Raw genomic sequence first — 13,761 nt, 5'->3', positions numbered from 1 at the left:
TGATTTCGCTGCGGGGAGCACCCGATGCCCTGTGCACGAGGACACGCTCTGGATGCACAGCTGATCAACGACCCCTCCGCACAACGCTCCCGTCGATGGGGTGCCTTGCGCAGCGAAATCAAGGAGGAGGCCGAAGGCCGGGGGACATTCGCGGAGCAAGGTACCCCGTCGGCGGGAGCGCGCCCCGAATGACCCGCACCCGCACCGCGACGATCAAAAAAGCAAGCCGTCATATCAAGGAACCAGCTTCCACTGCCCCTTCTCCAGCTTCACGACAACACGCGACCGTTCATCGGAGCCATAGCGGTCCGTCGGCTTGAAGTTGTAGACCGAGTGCGTGCCCACCAGCTCCTTGGTGCTCACGATGGCGTCGCGCAGCGCCAGGCGGAACTGCGGCGTGCCGGGCTCGGCCTTGGTGGCGAGTGCGCGCTGGGCCGCATCGAGGTACAGCAGCCAGGCATCGAAGGTGTAGGCCGAGAAGGCATCGGTCGGCGGTGCGCCGTTGGCCTTCTGGTAGGCCGCGCGGAATTCCATCGACACCTTGCGGATCGGGTTCTCGCTCGGCAGCTGCTCGGCCACGATCACGGGGCCGGTCGGCGCCAGCAGCCCTTCGACCGAGGCGCCGCCCACACGCACGAAGTCGGGGTTGATCAGTGCGTGCATGCCGTAGATCTGGCCCTTGTAGCCGCGCTCCGCGAGCGCCAGGTAAGGCAGTGCGCCCGGCGTGCCCGAGGTGCCGGTGATCACCGCGTCAGGACGCAGCGCCACGATCTTGAGCACCTGGCCGGTCACCGACGAATCCGCGCGCGCATAGCGCTCGTTCGAGACGATCTTGATGCCTGCGGGCTCCGCGCTCTTTTGCAGCGCGTCGTAGACCAGGTCGCCCCAGGCGTCGGAAAAGCCGATGTAGCCGACCGTCTTCACCCCCGACTTCTTCATGCGCTCGACCACCGCGCTCACCATCAGCGGCGCGGGCTGCGGCAGCGTGACCATCCAGGCGCCCTCCTCGCCCGGCAGGTTGGCGTTGGCGATCGAGATCAGCGGCGTCTTCGTCTCGCGCGCCACGCCGGCAATGGCCAGCGCACCGGGCGAGCCTGCGGTGCCGATGATGACGTCGACCTTGTCCTCATCGATCATCTTGCGGGCATTGCGCGCGGCGGTGGACGGATCGGATGCATCGTCGAGCTGCACCAGCTGGATCTTGCGGCCGCCGACATCCGCCTTGTAGGCGAGCGCGGCCTTCATGCCCTTCTCGTAGGGAATGCCGAGCGACGACACTGGTCCCGACAGCGACGTGATGAAGCCGACCTTGAGATCGGCGGCCCACGCGCCCGCGGCGCTCAGGGCGCCAAAGGCCGCGGCAATGCCCGCGATGGCACGGAATCGGTTCAGGACTTTCATGGCGATGCTCCAGAGGTGATGTTTTTGAACGGAACGAGTGAACGCGGTGATGACTAGAGAGCAAGGCTGCCGACGCTGGTGCCGCCGCAGACGTAGAGCACTTGGCCCGTGATGAAGCTGCTGTCCGGGTCGGCGAAGAAACGCACGGCGCGTGCCACATCGGCCGATTCGCCAAGGCGCTTGACGGGCACGGAGGCGGCGAGTGCGCGTTCCTTCTCGCTGCCGGCCTCGACCACGTCGTAGAACATGTCGGTGCGGATCGGGCCCGGCGCCACCACGTTCACGGTGATGCCGTCCGCAGCGAGTTCGAGCGCCCAGGTGCGCGCCATGCCCAGCATGCCGGCCTTGGTCGCGGAGTAGCTGGTGCGCGTGGCCAGGCCGAGCGCGGCGCGCGACGACAGCAGCACCACGCGGCCGAAGCGCTGCGCACGCATCGCAGGCAATGCGCCCTGCACCAGCTGGATCGCACAGCCCAGGTGCAGGTCGACCAGCGCATCGAGGTCGTCGAGCTTCACTTCGGGCAGCAAGGCCGCGCGGATCACGCCGGCGTTGTGGACGATGGTGGTCGGCGCAAAGCGATCGACCAGTTCGCGCACCGCCTCGCCGGTGGCGGCGCGGTCGCTCAGGTCGACCTCGATGCTGTGCAGCTTCGGGTGGTCGATGCCGGACTTGCGGCGTGCGAGCGAGATCACTTCGTAGCCCTGCGCGAGCAGGTCTTCGCAGATGGCCTTGCCAATGCCGGCGCTGCCGCCGGTGACTGCAGCTACCTTGTTCATGCGCGCTCTCCCCGTGTTGCTCCCTCTCCCGCTTGCGGGAGAGGGTTGGGGTGAGGGTGACCCCTGAGGCCTTCGCAGGCCCCCTCATTCCCCGCCTTCTCCCGCGAGCGGGAGAAGGAGCCAAAGCCAATGCGGGAACGGCGAGTCATAGCGGGGCTCCCACCAGCGCCAGCACACGCAGCGGACTCCCGCTGCCCTTCTCGATCTTGAGCGGCGGGCAGATCAGCACCGCGCCCGAGGGCGGCAGCAGGTCGAGGTTGCTCAGGCACTGCAGCCCGTAGCGGCCCGCGCCGTGCATGTAGTAGTGGCACGGATACGGCGGACGCAGGTGGTAGCCCTGCCCGGCATCGGTGCCGATGGCTTCCGAGCCGAAGCCCAGCACGTCGCGCTGCTCGACCAAAAAACGCACGGCCTCGGTGCTCGGGCCGGGCGTGTGCTGGCCTGTTTCGTCGAAGTTCTGGTAGGCCTCGGGGTCGCTGCGCTTGGACCAATCGGTGCGCATCAACACCCATGCGCCCTTCGGAATGCGGCCATGCGCCGCCTCGTAGCGCTCGATGTCGGCCACGCTCAGCAGGTAGTCGTCGTTCGCCTGCACGTCGGCCGAGCAATCGATCACGCAGGCCGGCGCCACGAAGTTCTGCACCGGAATTGTGTCGACCGAATTGTTCGGCAGGTCGCGGCCCGAGATCCAGTGGATCGGTGCGTCGAAGTGCGTGCCCGTGTGCTCGCCGCAGGAAAAATTGTTCCAGTACCAGCCCGGGCCGCGCTCGTCGTACTTCGACACTTCCTCGATGCGGAAGGGCCAGCACTGGCCCATCTCGGGCGGCAAGGCGATCTGCGGGAACTCGGGCGTGAGCGTCTGCGTGAGGTCGATCACGCGGATGCGGCCGCTGGCCATCGCGGTCACGAGGCCGCCGAGGATTTCGGCGGCGGACATCAGTTCGGTGGTGGTTGTGGTCATCGTGTGGCTCCTGTTCTCAGCCGCCTGCCGCGAGCTCGCGTTCGAGCACCTTGGGGTTGTCGCGCCAGCGCTCCAGCCACTCCTGCGCCACGTCGCCCGGATACACGTCCTCGACACCGTCGCGCAGCGCCTTGACGATGGCATTGGCCAGCGCGGTGGGCGCGAGCTTCGGCGGCGGTGTGTGCTGGTTCCACTCGTCGTCGATGGGGCCGGGAAACACGTTGATCACGCGGATGCCGGCGGGCCGCATCTCGGCGCGCAGGCACTGCGCAAGCGAATGCGCGGCCGCCTTCGAGGCGCTGAAGGTGCCGTGCGGCGGGAAGTTGCTGAGCGCGTAGATCGACAGCAGGTTGACCCAGGCCGTGGCGCCCGTCGCGCCGTCGGCCGAGCGGCCCTTGAGCGCGGGGCCGAACTCCTGCGCAAGGCGCAGCAGGCCGAAGTAGTTGATGTCCATCTCGGCCTTGGCCACGTCGGTGCCGCGGCGCGCGCCGATGCCGAAAGTGCGGTGGACCTCGGCGTTGTTGATCACGATGTCGACCTTGCCGCCGATGGAGCCCGCGAGCTCGGTCACCTGCCGGCCGTTGGTCAGGTCCAGCGGCACCAGCGTGACCTGAGGCAGCGCCGAGATGTCGTCCAGCCCCTCGCCCATCTTCTTCCACGGCTCGGCGTGGCCGACCCAGACGATGTCGGCGCCGGCCTTCACCAGCGCGCGCACGATGGCCTGGCCGACCTCGGTCTTGCCGTCGGTCACCAGTACCTTGCGGAACTTGGGGTCGCTGGTCATTTCACGCAGCATCTTGTCGTCGGCCATGTGGGGACTCCCTTCAAACGGAAAACCAATGAGGACGGCCTGGCCCGCGCGGTCGAGCCGGGCGCCCACGCGCACTCTTTGCGGCGCATCGCCGACCTCGCCATGCAGGTGGACCATGAGCGTCGGGCCGGCATCCAGGTGCACCAGGCCCAGCCGCCAGGGCAGCCTCTCGCGGAAGAACAGGTCGTTGCTGTGGTGCAGCGTGGTGCTGCCGAGCAGTTCGCCCTCGCCGCTCTGCGCACGCCAGCGCAGAGCAGCCGAGAGGCACTTGTGGCAGACCTCGCGCGGTGGGTACTGCACCGTGCCGCATCGGTCGCAGGTCTGCAGCTCGAAGCGGCCTTCGGCCGCGGCCGCCGTGAGGCCGAGCGCCACGCGGCCGCGCGCGCCGGGCGGCAGGTTCATCTGCCGGGTGCGCAGCACCGGGTTCTTGCGCGGGGGGCGCATCAGGGGCATCGTCATGCGGGTCTCCCGAGAATGACGGCGCCCGTACAGAGGCAGCGGTCGTAGGTCACCATGCCGAAGCCGGCGACGAGGCCCAGCTGCGCGTCGGGCACCGCCCGAGGGCCGGCCTGGCCGGTCAACTGGCGGATCGCCTCGACCATGCCAAGAAAGCCGCCCGCCGCGCCGGCCTGCCCGCCCGAGAGCTGCCCGCCGCTCGTGTTGTTCGGAAAGCTGCCGTCGAAGGTCATCGTGTTGGCCTGCACGAAGGCCGCGCCCTCGCCCTTCTCGCAGAAGCCCAGGTCCTCGAACTGCATCATCACGATGACCGGATAGTCGTCGTAGGTCTGCACGAAGTCGAGCGCGGCGGGCTGCACGCCGGCCTGCGCATACAGATCGTCGCGGTCCATGCGCCAGCCGCCCTGCACCATCACCGGATCGTCGGCATAGGCGTTGTGGCGCTCGATGGCGCCGCGGATCACCACATGCGCAAGACCGAGGTCGCGTGCACGCTCCTCGCTCATCACGAGGAAGGCGTCGGCGCCCGCGCAGGGCATCACGCAGTCGAACAGGTGGATCGGGTCCGAGATGGGCCGCGCGGCCATGTATTCGTCGAGCGTGAGCGGCTTCTTGAACATCGCGTTCGGATTGCCGAGCGCATTGGTGCGCTGGTCCACGCAGATGCGGCCGAAGTCCTCGCGCCGAGCGCCGTAGCTGCGCATGTAGTTGGCCGTGATGAACGCGAAGATCGAGTTGGGTCCGCCCGAACCGTAGGGATAGCTCGCATCGCGTGCGAAGTTGCTGAAGCTGCCCAGCGTCTGGCGGAAGGAGTCGACATGGTTGGTGTCGGCCCCCACGCAGGCCACGATGTCGGCATCGCCCGCCTGCACGGCGCGCGCCGCGCGGCGCAGGCACATCACGCCCGAGGCGCCGCCCGTGGGCACATGGTCGAGCCAGCGCGGCGAAAGGCCCAGGTGCTGCGTGACGCCCACGGCCGTGTCGGGCGCGAGCGAGAAGCTGCTGAGGCACAGGCCGTCGATCTGTTCCTTGGCCACGCCGCTGGCTTCGACCAGCGCCTCGATGGCCTGCCCGATGAACCAGTGCGCGGTGCGCGTGGAGTAGCGCACATAGGGCACGGTGATGGGCACGGCCACCGCGACGCCTTCGTAGGAGAGTCGTCGTTTCGTCATGCCTGCCTCTTCTTCATGGAGCGCGTGTCGATGCAATGGCCCTGGCCCGGCAGCGACTGCGCCATCTCGCGCAGCTGGCCGCGCTGGATCTTCTGCGACGGCGTGAGCGGCAATGCGTCGACGAAGGCGACATAGCCCGGCGCCTTGTAGTAGGCCAGCTGCGCAAGCGCATGCTCGACGATGCTGGCGGCGATCTGCTCGCGCTGCGTGGCATCGGCGACCTCCTCGCGCATCACGATGCAGGCCAGCACCTCGTCGCCGCGCACCGCATCGGGCGTGGCAGCCACGGCCGAGGCCTTCACCGCCGGGTGCTGGTTGAGCACGCTCTCCACCTCGACGGCCGAGATGTTCTCGCCGCTGCGGCGAATCACGTTCTTCTTGCGGTCGACGAAGAAGAAGTTGCCTTCGGCATCGCGGCGCACGAGGTCGCCGGTGTGGAACCAGCCATCGGCCCAGGCTTCGCGCGTGGCTTCGTCGTCCTTCAGGTAGCGGGAGAAGAAGTAGCGCTTCGGGTCGTCGCCGGCCGAGCGCACCAGCAACTCGCCCGGGGCATCGGTGCCAACGTCGCTGCCGTCCTCGCCCACCAGGCGGATCTCGACGAAGTCTTCCTGCCGCCCGAAGCAGCTCGTGCCCACGAGCCGCGGCTCTTGGTTGGCCATAATGCAGGCGGCCGCGCCGGTCTCGGTCATGGCCCAGGCCTCGACCAGCGGAAAGCCGAAGCGCTCTTCGAAAGGTGCGTGGTTCTTGCGGTCCACGCCGGCGCCGAAGCCCCAGCGGATCGCATGGTCGCGGTCGGCCGCCGATGCCGGTGCGGAAAGCAGCATCGCGGGCATCACGCCCAGGTAGTGGGCGATGGTCGCGCCGCTTTCGCGTGCGCTCGCGAGCCAGCTCTTCGGATGGAAGCGGTCGAGCTGCACCAGGCAGCCGCCCGCGACCAGCACCACCATGGTGGAGAAGGCCATCGCGTTCATGTGGTTGAGCGGCAGCGGCGTGATGACGCGCTCGGCGTCGCGCCGGATGCTGCAGACGCCGTCGAGCGCGGCATACCACTCGCCGGCACGCAGGAAGTAGGCGTTGCTCAGGATGCAGCCCTTGGGGCGGCCGGTGGTGCCGGAGGTGTAGAGCAGGCCGCATTCGGTGTCGATGCCGACAGGCTCATGCGCCCGCGGTGCGGCCGTCTTCGCGCTCGGCACCGCATCGTTGGGGCCCATGGTCTCGAAGGCCACACCGGCCTGTGCAGCCGCCGCGTGCAGGTCGGCAGCGCGCTCGGGCAGCGTCACGGCCAGGCCGATTTCGCTGTGGCCGATCAGGTAGGCCAGTTCGGCCGAGCGCATCTCGGCATTGATCGGCACCACGCTCGCGCCCAGCGCATTGAGCGCGAACCAATGGAAGAGAAACGCGGGCCGGTTCTCCAGCAGCAAGCCGACGCGGTGGCCGTGCCCATAGCCGGCTTGCGCATAGGCCGCGCGCAGGCGCTCGACCTCGGCCACGGCCTCGCCCCAGCGAGTGGCGCCGGCCGCAATGCCGTAGGCGGCCGCGGTCACCGATTCAGTGAACAAAAGCTCAGCCTCCGGCGTGCGCTCGGCAGTCGCTGCGAAAACTTGATGGACGGTGGCGTGTTGCATCGCGTCCCTAGATGAAAAGCTGCACGGCCGGCAGCGCCGCGTCGCAGTTGAGCAGGTTCACGCGCTTGAGCGTCATGCGCAGCGCACCGTCCCGCACGGTGAGGTGATGGAAGAAGGTGCCGACATAGAACTGCAGTTCGTCGCCCTGCGACTCGGTGTAGTGGAATCCGGTGCGCAGCACGAAGCGATTGCCCTCGGCGTCGAACTGCTCGACCACCGGCACCTGCAGCAGGTGATGGCAGCGGCTCGGCGGCTGCTGCGAAAACGCGCGCGGGCTCTTGAGCCGCTCGATGCGCAGTTCGCGCAGCAGCTTGTCCTCGTAGAGGTGCGAGGTGTGGTTGAGGCCGTCTTCCTGGTCGGGCACCAGCGGCACCCAGTAGAAGGCATCGTCGGTGAAGAGTGCGTTCCACTCCTCGTAGCGGCGGGTGTCGAGCAGGTGCGCTTCGTTCACGACGAAGTCGATCAGGTCCTGGCGGGTGACTTCGGTGCCGGCCATCACATCGTCTCCGTCATGCGCTGCACCCACGCGCGGTACTGGTTGCGCATCGGCAGCTCGTTGGTGCCGCCGGTGGTGATCTCCCCACCCTTCAGCTCCGACGGGTCGTAGTTGCGATGCAGGCTCACCCACTCGTTGCCGCTCGCATGCAGGCCGGCCTGCATGCCTCGGTAGGCCTGCAGGTCGTCGTGCCCCACCACCGAGAACGGCGAGTTGATGAGCCGGTTGTACATGGTGGTGCGCTGCAGCAGCTCGGGCGGTGCACCCTTCAGGCGGAAGGTCCAGCTCTCGATCAGCGTCCTGTCGGCCGAGATCGGCTTGACCACGCGGATCGCCTGGATCGCGCCCTTGATCGTGAGGTTCGGGTAATACACCGTGTTGTGCCGTGCCATGCCGAGGATCTGCGCGGTCTTTGCCTCGCCGTAGCGCGCCTTCATGGCGTCGTCGTAGGCCGGGATCGCCTTGTACTTGCTGTGGATGCTGAAGTGCACGCCCGTGAAGCTGTGGCCGTTGTCGTAGGTGCGGATGCCCATGTCCTCGAAGAACTTGTAGTCGGACATGAAGGGCGCGAACTGCTCCACCGCCATGGGCTTGGGTTCGTCTTCGGGCTTGTCGGCCCACATGCGCTTGGCGGTGCCGGCCGACGACTCGTGCGCCACCATCGGGTGCATGGTGTCGTTGAGGTTCTCGACGAACATCTTCCAGTTGCACTGGTGCATGAAGCGCAGGCAGCCGCCGGCGATTTCCAGTTCGCCCTCGGGCGAACGGTCGGCCATGTTGTCGATGGAGCTCAGCGAATCGCCGAAGTAGTCATCGAAGTCGGGCCCCGCATCGCTGATCTTCACGAAGATGAAGCCGCGGTGGCTGCGCACATACCTGAGCGTGGTCAGGCCCTTGGCCGATTCGCACTCGTGCAGCGCGGTGTTCTCGTAGCCGGTCTTGAGCGGAATGGCCAGCAGCGAACCGTCGGTCTTGAAGGTCCAGGCGTGGTAGGGGCAGCGGAAGAACTTGCCGGTGTTGCCGCAAGGCCCGTTCACCAGCCGCGAGCCCTTGTGGGCGCAGCGGTTCATCATCGCGCGCACGCTGCCGTCAGAGTGGCGCGCGACGATCAGCGGGCGGCCGGCGATCTCGTTGCTGATCCAGTCGCCGGGCTTGGGCAGCTGGCTCTCGTGGCCGACGTAGTTCCAGGTGTTGGCGAAGAAGTGTTCCTGCTCCAGCTCGAACAGCTCCTGGCTGGTGTACAGGTCGCGGTGCACGCGGTCGTCCTGGACCAGCGCGCGGATCGCATCGGGGTTGTCTCGGTACGAGGTCATGGTTCTCGTGGCTCCTCTTTCAGATGTCGAGCACCAGGCGCGCACCCTTGGCGCGCGAGATGCAGATCTGCATGACATTGCCTTGCGCCTTCTCGCGCGCGGTCAGCACGTAGTCGCGGTGATCGATCTCGCCTTCGAGCACGGGCACGGCGCACACGCCGCATTCGCCGCGCTTGCAGTCGAACATCGGGTCGCAGCCGTGCTCGATCAGGCAGTCGAGGATGCTCTGGCCGGCCGGCACGGTGAAGCGCTGGCCCGATTGGGCAAGCTCCACCTCGAAGGGCTGGTCGCCTTCTTCCGCGACCGGCTCGGTGAACAGCTCGAAGTGCACGCGGTCGTGCTCCCAGCCACGCGCCTGGGTGCGGGCCAGCACGGCGTCGAGCATGACCTTGGGGCCGCAGACGTAGAGGCGGTCGCCGGCGGGCACGCCGTCGAGCAGCGCGTCGATGTCGAGCGGCGCGCCGGCTTCGGCGTCGGCATGCACGCGCAGGTCGTCGCCGAGCAGCGCCTGCAGCTCGGGCAGGAAGGCCATCAGCTCGCGGCTGCGGCCGGCATAGTGCATGCGCACCGGGGCACCCTCGGCGCGGCGGCGTGCGGCCATGGTGGCAAGCGGCGTGACGCCGATGCCGCCCGCCACCAGCACCGAGCCGCCGGGGCCGGTGTGCAGCGGAAAGTCGTTCTTCGGTGCCTCGATGGCGAGCGTGTCGCCCTCGTTCAGTCCTTCGTGCATGAAGCGCGAGCCGCCGCGGCCCTCGGCCTCCTTGCGCACGGCAATCACGTATTCCGTCGGCGCATTGGTGGCGTTGCGCGCCGTCGCAAAGTTGATCAGCGAATAGTGGCGCCAGTCGGTCCTGCCGTCCGGCAGCGAGACCTGCACGCGGATGTGCGCGCCGGCCGCAAAGCCGGGCAGCGCGCGGCCGTCTTCGGCGCAGAGGCGCAGCATGCGAATCAGCGGATTGAGCTGGCGCGCTTCGGCAACGCGAAGCTGGAGCGTGGCGGTGGGAGCGGTCATCGTGCGTCCGTTGTCTCTTCAGGCCAATGCGTGCTGCGCCAGCGCAGCCTGCAGCTTGTGGCCGTGTTCGTCGGCAAGCGCCGCATCGCGCAGCTCGCGCAGCGTGGCTGGGGCCAGCGCCGCACCGGCGCGTTCGACCGCGCGCATCACGGTGTCGTAGTTGCGGATGCCGCGCTCGTGCGTGTCGCTGTAGCCCTTGACCAGGCGCTGGCACTGCGCGAGCTCGACGGCCAGTTCGGGGTTGCGCTTCGCGGTGGCGGCGATGCGCTGCAGCCATTCCTCGATGCGGCGGTTTTCCTCCGCGTAGCGCATCGTCGAGCGGCGCCAGCGCTTCATGGCCGCGACGGTGCGCAGCATCAGGTAGCCGCGCAGCGAACTGGTCTGGATCACGCGGCCGTGCTGCGTGAAGCGCTCGACGATCCTCTTCGGCAGCGTGGAATTCATGAGCCAGCGGCCGATGCCGCCCGGCAGCGTCTCGCAGATTTCCTGCAGGCGCGGATGCATGTATTCGTTGATGGCAAGCACCTGGCCGGGCTGCACGCGCGCTTCGCCGCGCACGCGCTCGAAGCGGGTGGCACGGGTCTTGAGCGCAGCCACGCGGGCCGTGTCTTCGTACGACATCCAGAGCGCCAGATGGCGCGCAGTCTCGCGCAGCAGCCGCTGGTCGCCATCGACCGGCAGCGCCGCCACGGCAGCCATGCGGTCGAGATACAGGCTGGCATAGGCCGCGTCCTGGTAGTCGATCAGGCGGCGCACGCCTTCGAGCAGCAGGCCGTGCGCCGCAGCAGGAAATTCGCGCTGCACACGCTCGACCAAGGCACGCACGGCCGGATGGCGCGGCTGCGGCGTTGGCATGGCCGCTGCCGCTTCCGGCGGCGCCTCGCCGTCGTCGCCGCCCTGCGCACGCGCAAATGCTGCACCAAAGGCCTTGAGGCTGGGCTTCACGCCGACGCCGCCGCGCTCGATGGTGGCCTCGAACTGCGCGCGGCTGAACGGCAGCACGCCCGAGCCCGCCAGCGCGCCGAACAGCACGGCGCTGATCACGCTGCCCGAAGCTTCGGCCGCCTGCGCCATGTCGAAGCGGATGAAGCGCTTGGCGGCCCGCGCGGTGTGCGCGAGCAACTGCGCGCTGTCGACGCGGCCGTCGCCGAGCGCGCTCTTCTCGGCAATGGAGAACACGCGGTGCGTGGATGCGATCAGCGTGGTGCGGTCGCTGGTGACGAGCCCGCGCTGCACCGCGCGTCCCGCCTCCATGAGTTCCGAAGCCAGCACCACGTCGACATCGCCCGGCAGCGGCATCAGCGCGAGCACGGGGCGGCCGCCATCCGCCTCGGCCTGCGCATTGGGATACAGCTCGACGTAGTAAATGGTGGCGCCGGTGCGCTGCGCCACGCCGGGCACCGAGGTGGTCTGCGCGACGTAGCCGTTGGCCTCGCCCATGTCGACGATCCAGTCGGCCAGCACGCCGCCGCCCTCGCCGCCCATGGCAAGGATCGCGATCTTGATCGGTTGCGCCTTGTTCGTCATCGCTTCAGAAGGCATAGGTTTCGCGGCGGCGCGCTTCGCCGCGCTGCAGCCAGCCGATAATGGCGGCGCGCAGGCGCTCGCGCAGCAGGTCCCAGCGGCTCGGGTTGCTCACGATCTGCGCCTTGTAGAAGGAGGGGCACAGCACCGCCGCATGCGAGACCTCGCCGCACACGCCGCAGCCCACGCAGCTGTCGAGCACGGTGGCCACCGGATCGGTGCGCAGCGGATCGGGGTTGGGCTTGATCGAGAGCGAGGGGCAGCCCGACAGGCGGATGCACGAGTGGTCGCCCGTGCAGGTGTCGGAATCGACGCCGAACTTCTCGCGCACCATGCGCTTGCCGTCGGCGATGGCCTTGCGCACCAGCGGCTTCTCGCGGCGCTGCTTGTTGAGCATGCATTCCGACTGCGCGATCAGCACCTTGGGGCCCTTCTTCGACGTGGTGAGCGCTTCTTTCAGCGCGTCGCGCATGCCGGCGACGTCATAGGTGCGGCGCAGCGTCTTAACCCATTCCACGCCCACCCCGCGCACCGCGCGCTCGATCTCGTGGCCGGTGCTGCGCGTCTTGTTGACGGCGTTCGACGAGAGGATGTCCTGCCCGCCCGTGGCCGAGGTGTAGTTGTTGTCGACGACGATGGTGAGGTTGTCGCTCTTGTTGAACACCGCGTTGGCCACGCCGCTGGTCAGTCCGTTGTGCCAGAAGCCGCCGTCGCCCATCATCGAGATCGCGCGCTTGCCTGCCGGCGCATTGAGCGCCGCCGCGCCGGCACCGCCCAGGCCGTAGCCCATGGTGGTGTTGCCGATGTTGAAGGGCGGCAGGATCGAGAACAGGTGGCAGCCGATGTCGGCGCTCACGTGGTGCGGACCCAGCTCGCGCTCGACCAGCTTCATCGCGCTGAAGATGGGCCGCTCGGGGCAGCCGGTGCAAAAGCCCGGCGGGCGCGCATGCACGACCTCGGCGAGCGCGGTGGACGGCTGCGCCGGCTCCGGCGCGGCATCGACGCCGATGGCCGCCACTTCCTTGAGCGGAATCACCTTGCGCACCGGCGCAGGCACCGGCAGCGGCGCGAGGCGCCCGTAGCGCTCGCAGAAGCTGCGCGCGCCCTTCAGCAGTTCGGATGCGGTGTACTCGCCGGCCACGGGCAGCATGTCCTTGCCATGCAGCGCGGTGGCCGAGCCGGCCTGCCGCAGGATGGTCGCGAGGTTCTGTTCGACGAAGTTGGGCTGGCCCTCCTCCACGATCAGCACCGCGCGCTTGCCTTCGCAGAAGCGGATCACCTCGCTCTCGATGACCGGGTAGGCCACGTTCATCACATAGAGCGGCACCTGCGTGTTGCCGTACACGTCGGCCAGGCCGAGCCGCTCGAGCGCGCGCAGCAGCGTGTTGTAGCTGCCGCCCTGCACGATGATGCCGATGTCGTCGGCGTCTTCGGAGAAGAACTCGTTGAGCTGGCGCTCCTCGATGAAGCGCACGGCCGCGGGCCAGCGGTCCCGCACCTTCTCCTGCTCGTGCACGAAGCTCGCGGGCGGCAGCACGATGCGGCCGACGTCGCGCTGCGGATTTTCGAGCGCGTCCTTCAGCGTGAACTTCGCGCGCTTGTTGTCGCCGGCAATGAAGTGGCCGTGCACATGGCAGGCGCGGATGCGCAGCTGCAGCATCACGGGCGTGTTGCTGGCCTCCGAAAGATCGAAGCCCTGCTTCACCGCATCGACGATGCTCGGCAGGTTGGGCCGCGGATCGAGCAGCCAGATCTGCGACTTCATCGCGAAGGCATGGCTGCGCTCCTGCATGATCGAGGAGCCCTCGCCGTAGTCCTCGCCCACGATGATCAGCGCGCCGCCGGTCACGCCGCCCGAAGCCAGGTTGGCCAGCGCGTCCGAGGCCACGTTGGTACCCACGGTAGCCTTGAAGGTGACGGCGCCGCGCAACGGGTAGTTGACGGAAGCGGCCAGCGTGGCGGCCGCGGTGGCTTCGCTCGCGCTGTTCTCGAAGCGGATGCCCTGCTCGGCGAGGATGTCCTGCGCATCGGCCAGCACATCCATCAGGTGCGAGATGGGTGCCCCCTGGTAGCCCGCCACATAGGAAACTCCCGATTCGAGCAAAGCCTTGGTGACCGCCAGAATGCCTTCACCGCGAAACACATCTCCGCCAGAAAGCCGCAGCTTCTTGACTTCTTCGACGAACGAACGCTCAGCCATGTCGGTCCTTGTTC

The 13,761-nt window shown here is 68.1% G+C and carries 11 protein-coding genes; all 11 read right to left on the bottom strand.

Going from position 1 to position 13,761, the window contains the following annotated elements:
- Positions 1-234: 234 nt before the first annotated feature.
- The 11 genes from AC1DSC_RS01255 to AC1DSC_RS01205 all read right to left on the bottom strand — a co-directional run bounded on the left by AC1DSC_RS01255 (position 235) and on the right by AC1DSC_RS01205 (position 13,747).
- On the bottom strand, positions 235-1,401 hold the full coding sequence (locus tag AC1DSC_RS01255; RefSeq protein WP_062362630.1) for an ABC transporter substrate-binding protein: 1,167 nt from the start codon (positions 1,399-1,401) through the stop codon (positions 235-237).
- Between the two features lie 53 nt (positions 1,402-1,454).
- On the bottom strand, positions 1,455-2,177 hold the full coding sequence (locus AC1DSC_RS01250) for an SDR family NAD(P)-dependent oxidoreductase (RefSeq protein WP_062362633.1): 723 nt from the start codon (positions 2,175-2,177) through the stop codon (positions 1,455-1,457).
- Positions 2,178-2,322: 145 nt separating this feature from the next.
- A complete protein-coding gene (locus tag AC1DSC_RS01245) occupies positions 2,323-3,138 on the bottom strand; it encodes a cyclase family protein (protein WP_062362636.1) in 816 nt (271 codons plus the stop codon).
- Between the two features lie 16 nt (positions 3,139-3,154).
- Positions 3,155-4,408, bottom strand: a complete 1,254-nt coding sequence (locus AC1DSC_RS01240) for an SDR family NAD(P)-dependent oxidoreductase (protein ID WP_062362639.1) — start codon at positions 4,406-4,408, stop codon at positions 3,155-3,157.
- Positions 4,405-5,577, bottom strand: a complete 1,173-nt coding sequence (locus AC1DSC_RS01235) for a thiolase family protein (protein WP_062362641.1) — start codon at positions 5,575-5,577, stop codon at positions 4,405-4,407. The genes AC1DSC_RS01240 and AC1DSC_RS01235 overlap by 4 nt, the downstream gene beginning before the upstream one ends.
- A complete protein-coding gene (locus AC1DSC_RS01230) occupies positions 5,574-7,202 on the bottom strand; it encodes an AMP-binding protein (protein ID WP_062362645.1) in 1,629 nt (542 codons plus the stop codon). The genes AC1DSC_RS01235 and AC1DSC_RS01230 overlap by 4 nt, the downstream gene beginning before the upstream one ends.
- Positions 7,203-7,209: 7 nt before the next feature.
- Positions 7,210-7,698, bottom strand: a complete 489-nt coding sequence (locus AC1DSC_RS01225; protein WP_062362648.1) for an aromatic-ring-hydroxylating dioxygenase subunit beta — start codon at positions 7,696-7,698, stop codon at positions 7,210-7,212.
- Positions 7,698-9,011, bottom strand: a complete 1,314-nt coding sequence (locus tag AC1DSC_RS01220) for an aromatic ring-hydroxylating dioxygenase subunit alpha (RefSeq protein ID WP_062362651.1) — start codon at positions 9,009-9,011, stop codon at positions 7,698-7,700. The genes AC1DSC_RS01225 and AC1DSC_RS01220 overlap by 1 nt, the downstream gene beginning before the upstream one ends.
- 19 nt (positions 9,012-9,030) lie before the next feature.
- Positions 9,031-10,023, bottom strand: coding sequence for a PDR/VanB family oxidoreductase (locus AC1DSC_RS01215; protein ID WP_062362654.1), 993 nt, complete (start codon positions 10,021-10,023; stop codon positions 9,031-9,033).
- A gap of 18 nt (positions 10,024-10,041) precedes the next feature.
- The gene (locus AC1DSC_RS01210) at positions 10,042-11,550 is read right to left on the bottom strand and encodes an indolepyruvate oxidoreductase subunit beta family protein (protein ID WP_062362656.1); all 1,509 of its coding nucleotides are present in this window, start codon (positions 11,548-11,550) and stop codon (positions 10,042-10,044) included.
- Positions 11,551-11,554: 4 nt separating this feature from the next.
- The gene (locus AC1DSC_RS01205) at positions 11,555-13,747 is read right to left on the bottom strand and encodes a thiamine pyrophosphate-dependent enzyme (RefSeq protein WP_062362659.1); all 2,193 of its coding nucleotides are present in this window, start codon (positions 13,745-13,747) and stop codon (positions 11,555-11,557) included.
- Positions 13,748-13,761: the final 14 nt, after the last annotated feature.

The sequence above is a fragment of the Variovorax sp. 01N425 genome, from assembly GCF_056399465.1.
This window is presented reverse-complemented; position numbering and strand designations above follow the sequence as displayed.

Excerpts from the sequence above, each read along its gene's own strand:
- AC1DSC_RS01215 (WP_062362654.1), bottom strand. The coding sequence starts at position 10,023 with ATGACCGCTCCCACCGCCACGCTCCAGCTTCGCGTTGCCGAAGCGCGC.
- AC1DSC_RS01220 (WP_062362651.1), bottom strand. The coding sequence starts at position 9,011 with ATGACCTCGTACCGAGACAACCCCGATGCGATCCGCGCGCTGGTCCAG.
- AC1DSC_RS01205 (WP_062362659.1), bottom strand. The coding sequence starts at position 13,747 with ATGGCTGAGCGTTCGTTCGTCGAAGAAGTCAAGAAGCTGCGGCTTTCT.
- AC1DSC_RS01240 (WP_062362639.1), bottom strand. The coding sequence starts at position 4,408 with ATGACGATGCCCCTGATGCGCCCCCCGCGCAAGAACCCGGTGCTGCGC.
- AC1DSC_RS01245 (WP_062362636.1), bottom strand. The coding sequence starts at position 3,138 with ATGACCACAACCACCACCGAACTGATGTCCGCCGCCGAAATCCTCGGC.
- AC1DSC_RS01230 (WP_062362645.1), bottom strand. The coding sequence starts at position 7,202 with ATGCAACACGCCACCGTCCATCAAGTTTTCGCAGCGACTGCCGAGCGC.
- AC1DSC_RS01235 (WP_062362641.1), bottom strand. The coding sequence starts at position 5,577 with ATGACGAAACGACGACTCTCCTACGAAGGCGTCGCGGTGGCCGTGCCC.
- AC1DSC_RS01255 (WP_062362630.1), bottom strand. The coding sequence starts at position 1,401 with ATGAAAGTCCTGAACCGATTCCGTGCCATCGCGGGCATTGCCGCGGCC.
- AC1DSC_RS01225 (WP_062362648.1), bottom strand. The coding sequence starts at position 7,698 with ATGGCCGGCACCGAAGTCACCCGCCAGGACCTGATCGACTTCGTCGTG.
- AC1DSC_RS01210 (WP_062362656.1), bottom strand. The coding sequence starts at position 11,550 with ATGACGAACAAGGCGCAACCGATCAAGATCGCGATCCTTGCCATGGGC.
- AC1DSC_RS01250 (WP_062362633.1), bottom strand. The coding sequence starts at position 2,177 with ATGAACAAGGTAGCTGCAGTCACCGGCGGCAGCGCCGGCATTGGCAAG.